Source organism: Pseudonocardia phyllosphaerae (genome assembly GCF_046546475.1).
In the GTDB taxonomy this organism is placed as follows: domain Bacteria; phylum Actinomycetota; class Actinomycetes; order Mycobacteriales; family Pseudonocardiaceae; genus Pseudonocardia; species Pseudonocardia phyllosphaerae.
This window is the reverse complement of the sequence record NZ_JBKGXS010000004.1, coordinates 274,225-290,830: the sequence shown is the minus strand read 5'-3', so window position 1 is coordinate 290,830 and position 16,606 is coordinate 274,225. Positions and strand designations below refer to the sequence as shown.

General features: G+C 72.9%; 11 protein-coding genes and 1 pseudogene. 10 read left to right on the top strand and 2 right to left on the bottom strand.

The window, feature by feature from the left end; all coding sequences use genetic code 11:
• Nucleotides 1-408 precede the first annotated feature (408 nt).
• On the bottom strand, nucleotides 409-2,739 hold the full coding sequence (locus ACLE50_RS11785) for a heavy metal translocating P-type ATPase (RefSeq protein ID WP_410943582.1): 2,331 nt from the start codon (nucleotides 2,737-2,739) through the stop codon (nucleotides 409-411).
• A gap of 90 nt (nucleotides 2,740-2,829) precedes the next feature.
• A complete protein-coding gene (locus ACLE50_RS11780; protein WP_410943504.1) occupies nucleotides 2,830-3,114 on the bottom strand; it encodes a DUF1490 family protein in 285 nt (94 codons plus the stop codon).
• Nucleotides 3,115-3,470: 356 nt separating this feature from the next.
• Between ACLE50_RS11780 and ACLE50_RS11775 the strand changes: the two genes are divergently transcribed.
• The 10 genes and pseudogenes from ACLE50_RS11775 to ACLE50_RS11730 all read left to right on the top strand — a co-directional run bounded on the left by ACLE50_RS11775 (nucleotide 3,471) and on the right by ACLE50_RS11730 (nucleotide 16,594).
• Nucleotides 3,471-4,217 carry a YebC/PmpR family DNA-binding transcriptional regulator gene (locus tag ACLE50_RS11775; protein ID WP_410943503.1) on the top strand — a complete coding sequence of 249 codons (747 nt, stop codon included), beginning with the start codon at nucleotides 3,471-3,473 and terminating at the stop codon, nucleotides 4,215-4,217.
• Between the two features lie 97 nt (nucleotides 4,218-4,314).
• On the top strand, nucleotides 4,315-7,116 hold the full coding sequence (polA, locus tag ACLE50_RS11770) for a DNA polymerase I (RefSeq protein WP_410943502.1): 2,802 nt from the start codon (nucleotides 4,315-4,317) through the stop codon (nucleotides 7,114-7,116).
• Nucleotides 7,117-7,384: 268 nt separating this feature from the next.
• Nucleotides 7,385-7,957: pseudogene (ruvC, locus tag ACLE50_RS11765) on the top strand (crossover junction endodeoxyribonuclease RuvC); the annotation flags it as partial.
• 155 nt (nucleotides 7,958-8,112) lie between these two features.
• Nucleotides 8,113-8,733, top strand: coding sequence for a Holliday junction branch migration protein RuvA (ruvA, locus tag ACLE50_RS11760; RefSeq protein WP_410943501.1), 621 nt, complete (start codon nucleotides 8,113-8,115; stop codon nucleotides 8,731-8,733).
• Nucleotides 8,734-8,774: 41 nt separating this feature from the next.
• A complete protein-coding gene (ruvB, locus tag ACLE50_RS11755; protein WP_410943581.1) occupies nucleotides 8,775-9,794 on the top strand; it encodes a Holliday junction branch migration DNA helicase RuvB in 1,020 nt (339 codons plus the stop codon).
• 240 nt (nucleotides 9,795-10,034) lie between these two features.
• Nucleotides 10,035-10,400 (top strand): preprotein translocase subunit YajC, encoded by a 366-nt coding sequence (gene yajC, locus ACLE50_RS11750; protein ID WP_410943500.1) that lies wholly within the window; start codon nucleotides 10,035-10,037, stop codon nucleotides 10,398-10,400.
• Nucleotides 10,401-10,560: 160 nt separating this feature from the next.
• Nucleotides 10,561-12,306 (top strand): protein translocase subunit SecD, encoded by a 1,746-nt coding sequence (secD, locus tag ACLE50_RS11745; RefSeq protein WP_410943499.1) that lies wholly within the window; start codon nucleotides 10,561-10,563, stop codon nucleotides 12,304-12,306.
• On the top strand, nucleotides 12,303-13,523 hold the full coding sequence (secF, locus tag ACLE50_RS11740) for a protein translocase subunit SecF (RefSeq protein WP_410943498.1): 1,221 nt from the start codon (nucleotides 12,303-12,305) through the stop codon (nucleotides 13,521-13,523). The genes secD and secF overlap by 4 nt, the downstream gene beginning before the upstream one ends.
• Before the next feature lie 71 nt (nucleotides 13,524-13,594).
• Nucleotides 13,595-14,107: an adenine phosphoribosyltransferase gene (locus ACLE50_RS11735; RefSeq protein ID WP_458788552.1), complete on the top strand. Its 513-nt coding sequence runs from the start codon at nucleotides 13,595-13,597 to the stop codon at nucleotides 14,105-14,107.
• Nucleotides 14,108-14,305: 198 nt separating this feature from the next.
• Nucleotides 14,306-16,594: a RelA/SpoT family protein gene (locus ACLE50_RS11730; protein WP_410943580.1), complete on the top strand. Its 2,289-nt coding sequence runs from the start codon at nucleotides 14,306-14,308 to the stop codon at nucleotides 16,592-16,594.
• Nucleotides 16,595-16,606: the final 12 nt, after the last annotated feature.

The window sequence follows — 16,606 nt, the reverse complement described above, 5'->3', positions numbered from 1 at the left end:
GGTGCAGATCGGCCAGGACCGCGGCGGCTTCTACTCCTACGACGCAGTCGAGAACCTGATGGGGCTCGGCGTGCGCAGCGCGGACGGGATCGAACCCGCCTGGCAGGGCCTCGCCGTCGGCGACGAGGTGCGCCTCGCCCCGTCGGTGGTGCTGCGGGTGGCGTCGCTGGCGCCGTCGTCGCACCTGGTGCTGAGCAGCCCGCCGGACGCGACCGGACTGCGGTTCACCTGGACGTTCGTGCTGCGCCGCACCGCATCCGGGACCCGGCTGCTGGTGCGGGAGCGGTTCGGCGCCTCCGGGCTGCTCGCCCGGATCGCGGTCGAGGCGCTGGTGCCGGCCGGTGCACCCATGACGCGGCGGATGCTGCGTGGCATCCGCGAGCGCGCCGAGCGCAGCGGCCCGGACACTCAGGCCGGCGAGGCCCCGCTGGCGTCGGTCCCGTCGCCGCGCAGGTCGGTCCCGCGCTCCCGGTCGGCGTCGCGGGAGGCGTCGGCCTCCTCGCCGTCGGCCACCGCACCGTCGACCACCTCGCCGTCGACGACCGCGGGGGCCGTCGCCGGGATCCGGTAGCGGATCAGCCGCGAGCTGTTCGCGACCACCGCGACGCTCGAGGCGTTGTGCAGGATCGCCGCGACCACCGGCGACATGGCGCCTGCGGCGGAGACCAGCAGGCCGGCCGCGTTGACCGCGATCGACATGCCGTAGTTCTGCCGGATCAGGGTGATCGTGCAACGCCCCAGGTCGCGCAGGTCCAGCAGCGCGCCCAGGTCGTCGGCGGCCAGTGCCACGTCCGCGGTCTCGACGGCGACGTCGGTACCGGCCACCCCCATCGCGATGCCGATGTCGGCCAGGGCGAGGGCGGGGGCGTCGTTGGTGCCGTCCCCGATCATCGCGACGGTGAACCCGTCGGCCTGCAGCGCCCGCACGACGTCCTGCTTCTGCTCGGGCATCACCTCGGCGCGGTACTCGTCGATACCGAGCTCCTCGGCGACGGCCTGCGCGGTGCGCGGGTGGTCGCCGGTGAGCATCACGATCCGCTGCACACCGTCGGCGCGCAGCTTCTCCAGCACCTCCCGCGACTCGGGCCGGACGGTGTCGCGCAGCGAGACCAGGCCGACCAGCTCGCCGTCCACGGCCAGCAGCAGCGGTGTCTCCGAGGCCTTCTGCAGCTTGCGCACCCAGTCGGCGGCCTTGCGCGGCACGGACACACCCTGCGCGCGCAGCAGCTCGCGGGAGCCGATCAGCAGCACCCGGCCGTCGGCCTGCACCCGCATGCCCTGCCCGAGCAGGACCTCGCACTCCTCGTGCGGCGGGATCTCGATCCGCCGCTCCTCGGTGGAGCGGATGACCGCCTGCGCCAGCGGGTGCCGGGAGTGGATCTCCGACGACGCCGCGTAGGCCAGCACGTCCTCGGGCTTCCAGCCGTCGTGGAAGGAGATGACGTTGGTGACGACCGGGCGGCCCTGGGTGAGCGTGCCGGTCTTGTCGAACACGATCGCGTCGACCCGGCCTGCGGCCTCCAGGTGCGCGCCGCCCTTGATCAGGATGCCGCGGCGCGCGCCGTTGCCGATCGCGGCGGAGATCGCCGTCGGCGTGGACAGCCCCACCGCGCAGGGGCAGGCGATGAGCAGCATCGTCATGGCCCGGCGGACGTCGCGGGTGACGACCAGCGTCAGCGCCGACAGCAGGAACGACGCCGGCACGAAGCGGCGGGAGAAGTTCTCGCCGACGGTCTGGATCGGGGCCCGGTCACCCTGGGCCTGCTCGACCCGGTCGATGATCCGCCCGATCGCGGTGTCCTGGCCGACGGCGGTGGCGCGCACGACGATCCGCCCGCGCAGCAGCACCGACCCGGCGTGCAGCGTGGCTCCGGGGGCGACGGAGACGGGCAGCTGCTCGCCGGTGATCGCGGCCTGGTCGACCACGCCGTCGCCCTCGACGATCTCGCCGTCGACGGGCAGCACGATCCGCTCGTGCACCACGACCTCGTCGCCGATCTGCAGGTCGGCGATGTCGACCTCGACCTCGGTGGTGATCCCGTCCGGGGAGACGACCCGCGTCCAGGTCGTCGTGGTGGAGCCGGTGAGCAGCTCGGAGATCGCCCGGCGGGACCGGCGCAGTGTGAGGTCCTGCAGGTACTCGCCGATGTTGAGCAGCCACAGCACGGTGAGCGCGACGACGTTCTCGCGCAGCACCAGGCTGGCCACGGTCGCCGCGGAGACCAGCGCGTCGGTGCCGGCGCCGCGGCCCCCGAACAGCGAACGCACGGCGCCCTTGAGGAACGGGTAGCCGGTGAAGATCGTGACACCGGTGGCGACGGTGCGGCTGGTCGTGCCCAGCATCGGTGGGCGGCGCAGCCCGTAGCGCCGGAACCCGAGCGCGAACAGCGCCAGCCCGCCGACGACGAGCCGGGCCAGCTCCCCGTTGTGGGTGTCCGCCGAGCGCGGAGTGCGGTCCGCGGTGGCCTCGGCGTCGGAGCCGAGCCCCTTGGTGATCGCCTCGACCAGCTCGGTGCGGTCGCAGCGGCCCCGCTGGTACCAGACCACGACGTTGCCGGTGCGCGGGTAGGCGTGGACCTGACGGACGCCGGCGACGTGGTCCACCGCGTCCTCGACGGCGACGGCCAGCGCCACCCGGCCGTGCAGCGCGGGCACGGCGAACCGGACCCGGCCCGCGGCCTCGCTGACGACGGTGACACCGGCGGGACCGGAGTCACCGGACGCGCCGGTGACGACGATCTCGGTGCTGTGCTGGGGCTGGGTGTCGGTACTCAGGGGTGCTCGCCTCGCTCGGTGACGCCGTGGACCCGGAGGTTCAGGGGTACGGGATCAGTGCTCGTGGTCGTGGCCGTGCCCGGAGTCCTTGCCCGGGGCGGGGGCCTCCTCGCCGAGCCGGCCGCGCGCCTCACTGACGATGTCGCCGGTGGCCAGGCGGGCCTTCTCGGCACCGGTCTCGGCGGCACGCGCGCCGCGCAGACCCAGGGTGGTCACCGAGACCGCGGCCTCGCGCACCGCACCGGAGCGGGCGACCTTCTTGACTCCGTCGTAGGCGACGGCGCCGGCGAGGCCGCTCACCACGAACCCGACGGCCTTGCCCGCAACTGCTCCGAACACGTGCTCTCCTCTCGAGGCCGGCGCCGGACGGGCGCCGGGATGACAACGGTTGTCAGGTTAGTACCCGCTGCGAGGCGGGACCTACGGCAATGAAGCATAGTCGACTACGCATATGTCGGATGAACGGGGGATGTCGCCGGATCGTGTCGGCCCGCGGCGGGCCGGCGTGGCATACGCCGGTAGCATCGAGGGGTTCCCGCAGGTCGGCGTGACCGCGGTGCGTCGTGAACGGAGGTCCGGGCTCCGCCCGGTCCGTCTCCAGCCGTTCACGAGGTGCACGGTGCGTGGGCGGCCTGCCCCGGACCGGCGCGCTCCCCGCGCGCGGTCCCGAGCACGAGAGGTGGGCAGACGAGCCGATGAGCGGCCACTCCAAGTGGGCGACGACCAAGCACAAGAAGGCCGTGATCGACGCCCGCCGCGGCAAGATGTTCGCGAAGCTGATCAAGAACATCGAGGTCGCGGCCCGCACCGGCGGCGGTGACCCCGACGCCAACCCGACGCTCTTCGACGCCATCCAGAAGGCGAAGAAGACCTCGGTCCCGAACGACAACATCGAGCGCGCGGTCAAGCGCGGCTCCGGTGCGGACGCGGGTGGCGCGGAGTACCAGACGATCACCTACGAGGGCTACGGGCCGAACGGCGTCGCCGTCCTCATCGAGTGCCTGACCGACAACAAGAACCGGGCGGCGACCGAGGTCCGCACGGCCATGACCCGCAACGGCGGGACGATGGCCGACCCGAACTCGGTGGCCTACATGTTCAGCCGGAAGGGCGTCGTCGTACTGCCCAAGGGCGACCTGTCCGAGGAGGACGTGCTCATGGCCGTCCTCGACGCGGGTGCCGAGGACGTGAACGACCTCGGCGAGAGCTGGGAGGTCGTCTCCGAGGCCACCGACGTCGTCGCCGTGCGCAAGGCGCTGCAGGAGAACGGCATCGACTACGACTCGGCGGACGCCACGTTCATCCCGTCGATGAACGTCGAGGTCGACCTCGACGGCGCCCGCAAGATCGTGCGGCTGATCGAGGCGCTCGAGGACTCCGACGACGTGCAGAACGTCTGGTCGAACTTCGACGCCCCCGACGAGGTCATGGCAGAGGTCTGACCCCCGGCGGGCTCCGAGCCCTACACCGTGCGCGGCCGTGTCCCACCCGGGGCGCGGCCGCGTTCGCTGTCGGGGGTCGGTTCTAGACTCGCCGCCGATGAGCACCGCGACGCAGAACACAGCCAAGAAGGCCTCCGGCACGCCGGCGAAGAAGGCCCCGGACCGGCCCCGGCTGCTGCTGCTCGACGGCCACTCGCTGGCCTACCGCGCGTTCTTCGCGCTGCCCGCGGAGAACTTCCGCACCGGCACCGGGCAGACCACGAACGCCGTCTACGGCTTCACCTCGATGCTGATCAACCTGCTGCGCGACGAGGAGCCGACCCACCTCGCGGTGGCGTTCGACGTGTCCCGCAAGACGTTCCGCGCGGAGCGCTTCGCCGACTACAAGGCGAACCGGTCCGCCACCCCGGACGACTTCCGCGGCCAGATCGACCTGGTCAAGGAGGTGCTGGGCGCGCTGAACATCCCGGTGTTCGCCGTCGACGGCTACGAGGCCGACGACCTCATCGCCACCCTCGCCACCCAGGCCGAGGCCGAGGACTTCGACGTGCTCATCACCACCGGCGACCGGGACGCGTTCCAGCTGGTCACCGACAACGTCACGGTGCTCTACCCCAAGCGCGGCGTCTCCGACCTCGGCCGGATCGACCCCGCCGAGGTCGACAAGCGCTACGGGCTCACCCCCACCCAGTACCCGGACTTCGCGGCACTGCGCGGGGACCCCTCGGACAACCTGCCCTCGATCCCGGGGGTGGGGGAGAAGACCGCCGCCAAGTGGGTGCGCGAGTTCGGCTCGCTGGCCGAGCTGACCGACCGGGTCGACGAGGTGAAGGGCAAGGCGGGCGACAACCTGCGCGCCAACCTGGCCAACGTGCTGCTCAACCGGCAGCTCACCGAACTGGTCCGAGACGTCGACCTCGGTACCGACCCGGCGCAGCTCGAGGTGCGCCCCTGGGACCGGGACGCGGTGCACCGGCTGTTCGACGAGCTGGAGTTCCGGGTGCTGCGCGAGCGGCTGTTCGCGACCCTGCAGTCCGCCGAGCCCGAGGCCGACGGCGGCTTCGAGATCGCCGGTGAGGTCCTCGCCCCGGGCGGGGTGCGGGCCTGGCTCGACACCCACGCCCGCGACGGCCGCCGCGTCGCGGTCGCGTTCGCCGGGATCACCGGCCCGGTCGCGGCCCGCGACGTCGCCGGGATCGCACTGGCCACCGGCGAGCCGACCGTCGAGGCGCGCGCCGCAGGCGCCGACGCCGGGGTCCCGCAGACGGCGTACCTGGCCGTCACCGACCTGACCCCGGACGACGAGGCCGCGCTCGGGGAGTGGCTGTCCGACGCCACGGTCCCGAAGGCGACCCACGACGTGAAGCCGGCGCTGCACGCGCTGCGCGCCCGCGGCTGGACCCTGGGCGGGCTGACCAGCGACACCGCGCTCGCGGCGTACCTCGCGCGGCCCGGTCAGCGGACGTTCGACCTGGCCGACCTGGCGCTGCGCTACCTGCGCCGCGAGCTGCGCACCGATGCCCCCGGCGACGGGCAGCTGTCGCTGCTCGGCGGCGAGGAGGAGGCCGACTCCCAGGCCGCGCAGCAGGAGATGCTGGCCGCGTCGGCGGTGTCGGAGCTGGCCGACGCGCTCGACGCCGAGCTGGCCGAGCGCGGCGGCACCGAGCTGCTCGCCGACCTGGAGCTGCCGCTGGCGTTCGTGCTGGCCGACTGCGAGGCCGCGGGCATCGCGGTGGACTCCGGGACGCTGTCGGACCTGGAGTCCGACTTCGGCGCGCAGGTGCGCGAGGCCGCGCGGCAGGCGTACGAGGTGATCGGCAAGGAGATCAACCTCGGCTCGCCGAAGCAGCTGCAGGTCGTCCTGTTCGACGAGCTGGAGATGCCGAAGACCAAGCGCACCAAGACCGGCTACACCACCGACGCCGACGCGCTGCAGAACCTCTACGAGCAGACCGAGCACCCCTTCCTGGCGCACCTGCTGGCGCACCGGGACGCGACCCGGCTCAAGGTCACCGTCGACGGGCTGATCAAGACCGTCGCCGACGACGGCCGCATCCACACCACCTACTCGCAGACGATCGCCGCGACCGGGCGGCTGTCCTCGACCGACCCGAACCTGCAGAACGTGCCGATCCGCACCGCCGCGGGGCGCCGGATCCGGGACGCGTTCGTCGTCGGCAGCGGGCCGGCGGGGGAGCCGTTCGCGGAGCTGATGACCGCGGACTACAGCCAGATCGAGATGCGGATCATGGCGCACCTGTCCGAGGACGCGGCGCTGATCGAGGCGTTCCGCTCGCAGCACGACTTCCACGCCGAGACCGCCGCCCGGGTGTTCGGCGTCGACGCAGGCGAGGTCTCGGTCGAGCAGCGCGCCAAGATCAAGGCGATGAACTACGGCCTGGCCTACGGCCTGTCGGCGTACGGCCTGTCCGGGCAGCTGCGGATCTCGACCGACGAGGCCAAGGGCCTGATGGACGACTACTTCGCCGGGTTCGGCGGGGTGCGGGACTACCTCGCCGGCGTCGTCGACCAGGCCCGCAAGGACGGCTACACCGCGACGATCATGGGCCGGCGCCGCTACCTGCCCGACCTGACCAGCGACAACCGTCAGCGCCGGGAGATGGCCGAGCGGATGGCGCTCAACGCCCCGATCCAGGGCAGCGCCGCGGACATCATCAAGGTCGCGATGCTCAACGTCCGCCGCGCGCTCGGCGACGAGGGCCTGGCCAGCCGGATGCTGCTGCAGGTGCACGACGAGCTCGTGCTCGAGGTCGCCGACGGCGAGCACGCCGAGCTGGAGAAGCTGGTGCGCCGGGAGATGGCGGCCGCGGCGGACCTGTCGGTGCCGCTGGAGGCCTCGGTCGGTTACGGGCGCACCTGGGACTCCGCGGCGCACTGAGGTCGGGCGGCCGGGCGGTTGCGCGGGGCGGCCGGAGTTCGGCTGCGCAAGTGCCCGGCGGGAAGGTGGCCGAGATCTCCTTCAGCTGCTGACACATTCTCCGGAGACGGCTCAGCAGGTGAAGCATCTCGCGGGTGGGGGTACGCGCTGCCGCGGCCGTGACCGGCCCGGTGGGTTCGCGGAGACCCCTCGGCGCGCCCCGGACGGCCCGGCAACCGCGCCCGGTACCGTGCGGGTTCGAACAGGCGTGCGGGAAGGGGTGGCGCGGGTGCGCGTGCTGGGGGTCGACCCCGGGCTGACCCGGTGCGGGATCGGGGTCGTCGAGTCCGGAGCGGGACGCTCGGTGGGGTTCGTCGACGTCGGCGTCGTCCGCAGCGGCACGGACCTGCCCCTGGAGCGCCGGCTGCTGGCCGTCGCCGACGAGGTCGAGCGCTGGGTCGCCCGGCACCGGCCGGACGTGCTCGCCGTCGAGCGGGTGTTCAGCCAGCACAACGTCTCCACCGTCATGGGCACCGCGCAGGCCAGCGGCGTCGTCGCACTGATCGCCGCGCGGGCCGGGCTGCCGGTCGCGTTCCACACCCCCAGCGAGGTGAAGGCCGCCGTCACCGGCGAGGGCCGGGCCGGGAAGGCCCAGGTCACCGCCATGGTCACCCGCGTGCTCGGGCTCGACACCCCGCCGAAACCCGCCGACGCCGCCGACGCGCTCGCCCTCGCGATCTGCCACTGCTGGCGCTCGCCGATGCTCGACCGGATGGCGCAGGCCCGCGCCCGCGCCGACGAGCTCGCCGCCGTCCACCGGGCCCGGCTCGCCGAGGCCCGCGCGCAGCAGGGCGCCACGACACCGACGGCCGCCGAGCAGTGGGCCGCCGCCGCGCAGGCCGCCCGCGGCACCCGCTCCGGGGACGAGGCCGCCGCCTGGGCGGCGCGCGCGGCCGCCGGGCGGCCGACCGGTAGCGTGCCGCGTCGAACGACCGTTCGCGGGAAGGGAACCGATCAGTGATCCACTCCGTACGGGGGCCGGTGCTCGAGATCGGGCTGGACCATGCCGTCGTCGAGGTCGGTGGGGTGGGGCTGGCCGTCCACGCCACCCCGAACACGCTGTCCCGGCTGCGGCGTGGTGACGAGGCCCGGCTGGCGACCACGCTCGTCGTCCGCGAGGAGTCGCTGACCCTGTTCGGGTTCGCCGACACCGAGGAACGCGAGCTGTTCCTGCTGCTGCAGACGGTCTCCGGGATCGGCCCGCGCCTGGCGCTGGCGACGATCGCGGTGCTGGAACCGGACACGCTGCGCGCCGCGATCGCCGACGCCGACCTCGCCGTCCTCACCCGCATCCCCGGCGTCGGCCGCAAGAGCGCCGAACGCCTGGTCGTCGAGCTGCGCGACAAGGTGGCCGCACCCGCCCCGGCCACCGCGGCCGTCGGTGCCGGAACCTCCTCCGCGGCGGCACCCTCGCCGGTGCTCGGGGTCCGCGAGCAGGTCGTCGAGGCGCTGCTCGGTCTCGGGTTCCCGCAGAAGCCCGCGGAACAGGCCGTCGACGGGGTGCTGGCCGCGTCCCCGGACGCCGACGCATCGGTGCTGCTGCGCACCGCGCTGTCCGGCCTGGGCCGCTCGCGGTGACCGAGCCGTCGTTCCCCGCCGGTGAGGGGGACGTCCGCGACGTGGACGCCGTCGTGCACCCGGAGGACCTCGACGTCGAGTCGTCGCTGCGGCCCCGCACGCTGCGCGAGTTCGTCGGGCAGCCGCGGGTCCGCGAGCAGCTCGAGCTCGTCCTCGAAGGTGCCCGGCGGCGTGGCGACCCGCCGGACCACATCCTGCTGTCCGGCCCGCCCGGGCTGGGCAAGACCAGCCTCGCGATGATCATCGCGGCCGAGCTGGGCGCGTCGATCCGGCTCACGTCCGGCCCCGCCCTGGAACGGGCCGGCGACCTCGCGGCGATGCTGTCCAACCTCGTTCCCGGCGACGTGCTGTTCATCGACGAGATCCACCGCATGGCCCGCCCGGCGGAGGAGATGCTGTACCTGGCGATGGAGGACTTCCGGGTCGACGTCGTCGTCGGCAAGGGGCCCGGCGCCACCTCGATCCCGCTCGACGTCGCCCCGTTCACCCTGGTCGGGGCCACCACCCGGGCCGGGTCGCTGACCGGCCCGCTGCGCGACCGGTTCGGCTTCACCGGCCAGATGGAGTTCTACGACCCGGGCGAGCTGGAGCAGGTGCTGCACCGCGCCGCCGGGATCCTCGGTATCGAGCTGCACGACGACGGCGCCACCGAGATCGCCGGGCGCTGCCGTGGCACCCCGCGGGTGGCGAACCGGCTGCTGCGCCGCGTCCGTGACTTCGCCGAGGTCCGCGCCGACGGCGTCATCCGCCGCGACGTCGCCCGCGACGCCCTGGCCGTCTACGACGTCGACGAGCTCGGCCTCGACCGCCTCGACCGCGCCGTGCTGTCCGCGCTGGTCCGCTCGTTCCGCGGCGGCCCGGTCGGGGTCTCCACGCTCGCCGTCGCCGTGGGGGAGGAGCCGGGCACCGTCGAGGAGGTCTGCGAGCCCTACCTGGTGCGCGCCGGGATGCTGGCCCGCACCCCGCGGGGCCGGGTCGCGACGCCGCAGGCCTGGACCCACCTCGGTCTCACCCCGCCCGACGACGGCTCCGCGGCCGCGCCCGTCGAGCCGCTGTTCTGACGCTTTCCCACGCTGTTCCGACCTGCCCGGCCCGGCACCGGCGCAGCCGGGAAACCCTGCCGGGCAGAGGGGAACGAATCGGGCATCCCGCTCGTTGTCGACCGGGCCGTCGACTCGGCCCTGCCGCTCGCCCTGCCCCGGTGCGCCGAGCGGCCCGAGAGCCGGGAGGGGCCCGCCGAAGGGCGGTCACCCCGGCTGGCACACTCGTCACACGATGACACGAGACGGAGACTCCGCGAGATGACCGAGATCCTTGCGCAGGACGCCGGCGGTTCGGGACTGCTGTCCCTGGCCCCGTTCCTGATCATTCTGCTGCTGTTCGTCCCCCTCTTCCTGAACGGCCGCAAGCAGCGCCGTCAGATGCAGCAGACCCAGGCGATGCAGACCGCGCTGGAGGACGGTGACGTCGTCATCACGACCTCCGGCCTGCGCGGCACCATCACCGACGCCTCGTATGAGGACACGGTCGACCTCGAGATCGCCGACGGTGTCGTCACCACCTGGCTCCGCGCCGCCATCCGCGAGAAGGTCACGCCGGAGCCGGACACCACCACCACCGACACCTCGTCCGACGACGAGCGGTCGGACAAGCCGATCATTCACTGAGCAGTCGGGACCGGGCACCCGCCCGATCCTGCGGCCCCGGCCGCGTCCCGTGCCCCGGCGGGCGGACCCCTGACGGTCCGCCGCCGCGGGGCGGGATCGCGCGGTCCCCGACCCGTGCGGCCGGTGCAGGCCGCGCGAGCCGGATCAGGAGAACAATCACGTGGCACCGTCGTCGGGGCAGCAACGCATCCGCCCCTGGCGCCTCCTGGGGGCCTTCCTCGGGATCGTGGTCGTCCTGTACACCCTGGTGTTCGCCACCGGGGGCGGGAACCTCACGCCGAAGCTGGGCATCGACCTGCAGGGCGGCACGCGCGTCACCCTGACCGCGCGCACCACGGACGGCGCCCCGCCGCCCCGGGACCAGCTGGTGCAGGCCCAGGAGATCATCGAGCAGCGGGTCAACGGCCTGGGTGTCTCCGGTGCCGAGGTCCAGCTCGACGGCAGCAACATCACGATCACCGTCCCCGGCGACGCCGGTGACCAGGCGCGTTCGCTCGGACAGACCGCGCAGCTGCGCATCCGCGAGGTGATCGGCCAGCCGATCCCGGCCACGCAGGGTGCGGCCCAGCCCGGCGGGACCACGCCCGGGCAGGCGCCGGCCCAGGAGCAGCCCGGCCAGGCCCCGGCCCCGGGTGGCTCCGGCACGCCCCAGGGCATGGGGGAGCGGGGTGAGCAGAGCCGCGCCGTCGCGCCCGTTGCGCAGACCTCGCCACTGCAGGATCCGCCGCCCGCGCCTGCTCCGCCGCCGGCGAGCGGCTCCTCGCCGACCGACCCGCGGGTCGCCGCCGAGGTCACCGAGCTGCGCAAGACCCGCCAGGCCACCGACGGCCCGACGCAGGCCAAGGCCCTCGCCGCACTGGACTGCAGCGCCCCGGACCCGCTGCAGGGCTACGACGACCCGGCCAAGCCGCTGGTCGCGTGCAGCCAGGACAAGACGCAGAAGTTCATCATGAAGCCGGCCCTGATCGAGGGCACAGAGATCGCCAGCGCCCAGGCGGGACAGAAGCAGCAGGGCGCCGGCTACGTCGTCAGCCTGGAGTTCAAGCCCGAGGCCGCACAGCGCTGGGGCGACTTCACGACCAAGAACGTCGGCAAGGCGACCGCGTTCGTCCTCGACGGCGAGGTCGTGTCGGCACCGACGATCAACCAGCCGATCTTCGGCCCCACCTCCATCGAGGGCCAGTTCAACCAGGAACGCGCCCAGGACCTCGCGCAGACCCTGCGCTACGGCTCGCTGCCGCTGTCGTTCGACTCCGGCACCGCCCAGACGGTGTCGGCCTCGCTCGGCCTCGCGTCGCTGGAGGCCGGTCTGATCGCGGGCGCAGTCGGGCTGGCGCTGGTGTTCGTCTACTGCCTGTTCTACTACCGGCTGCTGGGCGTGCTGACGATCCTGTCGCTGGCACTGTCCGGTGTCGTCGTCTACGGCGTGCTGATCCTGCTCGGCCGCTGGCTCGGCTTCACCCTGGACCTCGCCGGTGTCGCGGGCTTCATCATCTCCATCGGCATCACCGCCGACTCGTTCGTGATCTTCTTCGAACGGTTGAAGGACGAGATGCGCGACGGCCGGACGTTCCGCTCCGCCGTCCCGCGGTCCTGGGAGCGGGCACGGCGCACGATCCTCACCGCCGACGCCGTCAGCTTCCTCGCGGCCGCCGTCCTCTACGTCCTCGCCGTCGGCGAGGTCCGCGGGTTCGCCTTCACCCTCGGCATGTCCACCGTGCTCGACCTCGTGGTCGTGTTCCTGGTGACCTACCCGCTGGTCGTGCTGATCTCGCGGTCGAAGTCCCTCGGGAAGCCGGGGCTGTCCGGGCTCGCCGCCGTCGAGAGGATCGGGGCCCGGCAGCGCCGGGAGGCCCCGAGACCCGGCCGGAAGCGGACCACCTCCGGGAAGGGAGCAGGAGAATGACCGCCCCCGAGCGGACGTCCGCCTGGACGCGTCTCACCACGGGCACCGCGTCCACCGACATCGTCGGCCGCCGCAAGATCTGGTACATCGGCTTCGCCGCGCTGATCCTGGTCTGCCTGCTGTCGCTGCTGATCCGGGGCTTCAACCTCGGCATCGACTTCACCGGCGGGTCGCAGATCCAGATGCCGGCCGAGGGCGCCCGCGGCACGATCAGCACCCAGCAGGTCGAGCAGGTCTACACACAGGTCGTCGGGTCCGGGCCGGAGACGGTGCAGTCCGTCGGCTCCGGTGACGCGGCGTCGATCCTGCTGCGCTCGGAGCCGCTGAGCCCCGAGCAGCTCGTCCCGCTCAAGCAGCAGCTGTTCGAACAGCTCCAGCCGCTCGGGTCCGACGGGAAGCCGAGCCAGGCCGCCGTCAGCGACTCGCAGGTGTCCGGCACCTGGGGCGGGGAGATCACCAACCAGGCGCTGATCGCGCTCGCGGTCTTCCTCGTGCTGGTGACGCTGTTCCTCGCGCTCTACTTCGAACGCGCCATGGCGATCGCCGCGCTGGTCGCGCTGATCAACGACATCGTCGTCACCGCAGGCGTGTACTCGCTGATCGGGCTGGAGGTCACGCCGTCGACGGTGATCGGCCTGCTGACGATCCTCGGGTTCTCCCTCTACGACTCCGTCGTGGTGTTCGACAAGGTCCGGGAGAACACCCGCGGGCTGCTCAAGCTGACCCGCCGGACCTACGCCGAGGCCGCGAACCTGGCGCTGAACCAGACCCTGATGCGGTCGCTGAACACCTCGCTGATCGCGATCCTGCCGGTCATCGGCCTGCTCGTGATCGGTGTCGGGCTGCTCGGCGTCGGCACCCTGGCCGACCTGGCGCTCGTGCAGCTCGTCGGCATGCTGACCGGTGTCGTGTCCTCGCTGCTGCTGGCGACGCCGCTGCTGGTCGACCTCAAGGAGCGCGACCCGCGGATCCGTGAGCAGGCCCGCAAGGTTGCGGCGCGGCGCGCCCGCACCGCCGCTGTGCACAACGGCGAGGCGCCCCCGGAGTCCGCGGACACCGGGGAGGGCACCGGCGGCAGCGCCGGGGACAGCAGCGGTGACGAGGCGCCGACCGAGACGTTCGCGTCCGTCGGCGGGTCCCAGCCGTCGAGCACGGCCCCGGCCGCACCCCGGCCGGGTGCCCGCCCGACCGGCAAGAGCGGACGGCGTCGCCGGTGAGCACCGCCGAGGAGCCGAACGTCGACGGGATCCGCCCCGGCCCCGGCGTCGACGGCGAGTCCGCCGAGGACCTGCTGCGCGTCGTCGCCGAGCGGATCCGGTCGGTGCCCGACCACCCGCAGCCGGGCGTGCTGTTCCGGGACATCACCCCGGTCCTGGCCGACGGCGAGGCCCTGGCCACCGTGGCCGCCGAGCTCGCCGCCCGCACCGGGCAGGCGGAGCTCGTCGCCGGTGTCGAGGCCCGCGGGTTCCTGTTCGGTGCTGCCGCGGCGGTCGTCGCCGGGATCGGCACCGTCCCGGTCCGCAAGGAGGGCAAGCTGCCGGTGGTGGCCGCATCGCGCAGCTACGACCTGGAGTACGGCAGCGCCACCCTGGAGCTGCCCGCCGGGATCGTGGAGCCGGGCACGCCGGTCTACGTCGTCGACGACGTCCTGGCCACCGGCGGCACCGCCGCCGCGACGTGCGCGCTGCTGACCGAGGCCGGCGCCGAGATCGTCGGTTTCGGGACGCTGCTGGAGATCACCGCCCTGCGCGGCCGCGACGCCCTCGACGGTATCCGGGTGGACGCGCTGCTCAGCGCGTGACCGGGCCCGGTCGGCGCTCGCGCGGGCGCCGGCCGGACGCGGGCTCTCCTCGTGGCGCCGGGGCGACTATCCTGGGCGGATTCCGCAGTACCGGCTCGAGCAGGAGGTGCGGTGACCGAGGTCGACCGGACGATCGGTGATCGGTCCACGAGCGAGGGCGGCGCCGTCCCCGCGGACGGGCACCCCGCCACCCGCCCCATGACGCCCGCCGACGACGAGCCCGCCCGCCCGTCGGCGACCCGGCGGGTCCGGGCGCGGATCGCACGGCGGATGACCCCGCAGCGGGTCGCGATCGTCAAGCCGGTGCTGGAGCCGCTCGCCGCGGTGCACCGCTCGCTGCACCCCAAGGCCGACCTCGTGCTGCTCCAGCGCGCCTACGACGTCGCCGAGGAGAAGCACGAGACCCAGACCCGCAAGTCCGGGGACCCCTACATCACCCACCCGCTCGCCGTCTCCACGATCCTGGCCGAGCTGGGCATGGACACCACGACGCTGGTCGCGGCGCTGCTGCACGACACCGTCGAGGACACCGACTACTCCCTGGAACGGCTGCGGGCCGAGTTCGGCGACGAGGTCGCCCACCTCGTCGACGGCGTCACCAAGCTCGACAAGGTCGAGTTCGGCTCCGCCGCGGAGGCCGAGACGATCCGCAAGATGGTCGTCGCGATGGCCCGCGACCCCCGCGTGCTGGTCATCAAGCTCGCCGACCGGCTGCACAACATGCGCACCATGCGCTTCCTGCGCCCGGAGAAGCAGGTCAAGAAGGCGAACGAGACCCTCGAGGTGTTCGCCCCGCTCGCGCACCGGCTCGGCATGGCCACGGTGAAGCTGGAGCTGGAGGACCTGTCGTTCGCGATCCTGCAGCCCAAGAAGTACCAGGAGATCGTGCGGCTGGTCGCCGACCGGGCACCGTCGCGCGACACCTACCTGCGCCAGGTCATCGACGAGGTGACCCACCAGCTCGACTCGGCGCGGATCAACGCCACCGTGCAGGGACGGCCCAAGCACTACTACTCGATCTACCGCAAGATGATCGTCAAGGGCCGCGACTTCGACGACATCCACGACCTCGTCGGCGTCCGCGTCCTGGTCGACGAGGTCCGGGACTGCTATGCCGCGATCGGCATGGTGCACGCGCTGTGGCAGCCGATGCCGGGCCGGTTCAAGGACTACATCGCCCAGCCGCGGTTCGGCGTCTACCAGTCGCTGCACACCACCGTGATCGGCCCGGACGGCAAGCCGCTCGAGGTGCAGATCCGCACGCACGCGATGCACCGCACCGCCGAGTACGGCATCGCCGCGCACTGGCGCTACAAGGAGGTCCGCGCGCTCGCGGACAAGGAGGTCGAGGTCGAGGAGATGGCGTGGATGCGCCAGCTGCTCGACTGGCAGCGCGAGGCCGCCGACCCCGGCGAGTTCCTCGACTCGCTGCGTTTCGACCTGGCGGCGCGGGAGATCTTCGTCTTCACGCCCAAGGGCGACGTCGTCACTCTGCCCACCGGTTCCACCCCGATCGACCTGGCCTACTCGGTGCACACCGAGGTCGGGCACCGCTGTATCGGCTCGCGGGTGAACGGCAAGCTCGTCGCGCTGGAGCGGGAGCTGGTCTCCGGCGACGTCGTCGAGATCTTCACCTCCAAGGCCGACACCGCGGGCCCGTCGCGGGACTGGCTCCAGATCGCGAAGTCCCCGCGCGCCAAGGCGAAGATCAAGCAGTGGTTCGCCAAGGAACGCCGTGAGGAGGCCGTCGACGAGGGCAAGGAGGCCATCACCCGCGAGGCGCGTCGCACCGGGATGCCGCTGCAGCGCCTGATCTCCGGCGACGCGATGTCCGCGCTGGCCCGCGAGATGCACTACGGCGACGTCTCCGCGCTCTACGCCGCCGTCGGCGAGCACCAGGCCAGCGCCCAGCACGTCGTGCAGCGGCTCGTCGCCTGGTTCGGCGGCGAGGAGGAGGCCGAGGAGGAGCTGGCCGAGCGGGCCACGCTGTCCACCGTCCGGCACCGCAAGCCGTCCGGGAACGCCGGCGTCGTCGTGCAGGACCACGACGGCAACGCGATGGGTGACCTCTACGTCAAGCTCGCCCGCTGCTGCACCCCGGTGCCCGGCGACGAGATCCTCGGGTTCGTCACCCGCGGTGGCGGGATCAGCGTGCACCGCACCGACTGCACCAACGCCGGGGACCTCAACACCCGCGAGGAGCGCCTCGTCGACGTCACCTGGTCGGTGTCGCCGGAGTCGGTGTTCCTCGTCGCGATCCAGGTCGAGGCGCTCGACCGGCACCGGCTGCTCTCCGACGTCACCAAGGTCCTCGCCGACGAGAAGGTCAACATCCTGTCCGCGTCGACGACGACCTCGCGCGACCGGGTCGCGGTGTCCCGTTTCTCCTTCGAGATGGGCGACCCGAAGCACCTCGGGCACCTGCTGCAGGCGGTGCGCAACATCGAGGGCGTCTACGACGTCTACCGGGTCACCAGCGCGGCCTGAACCGGCCATCGG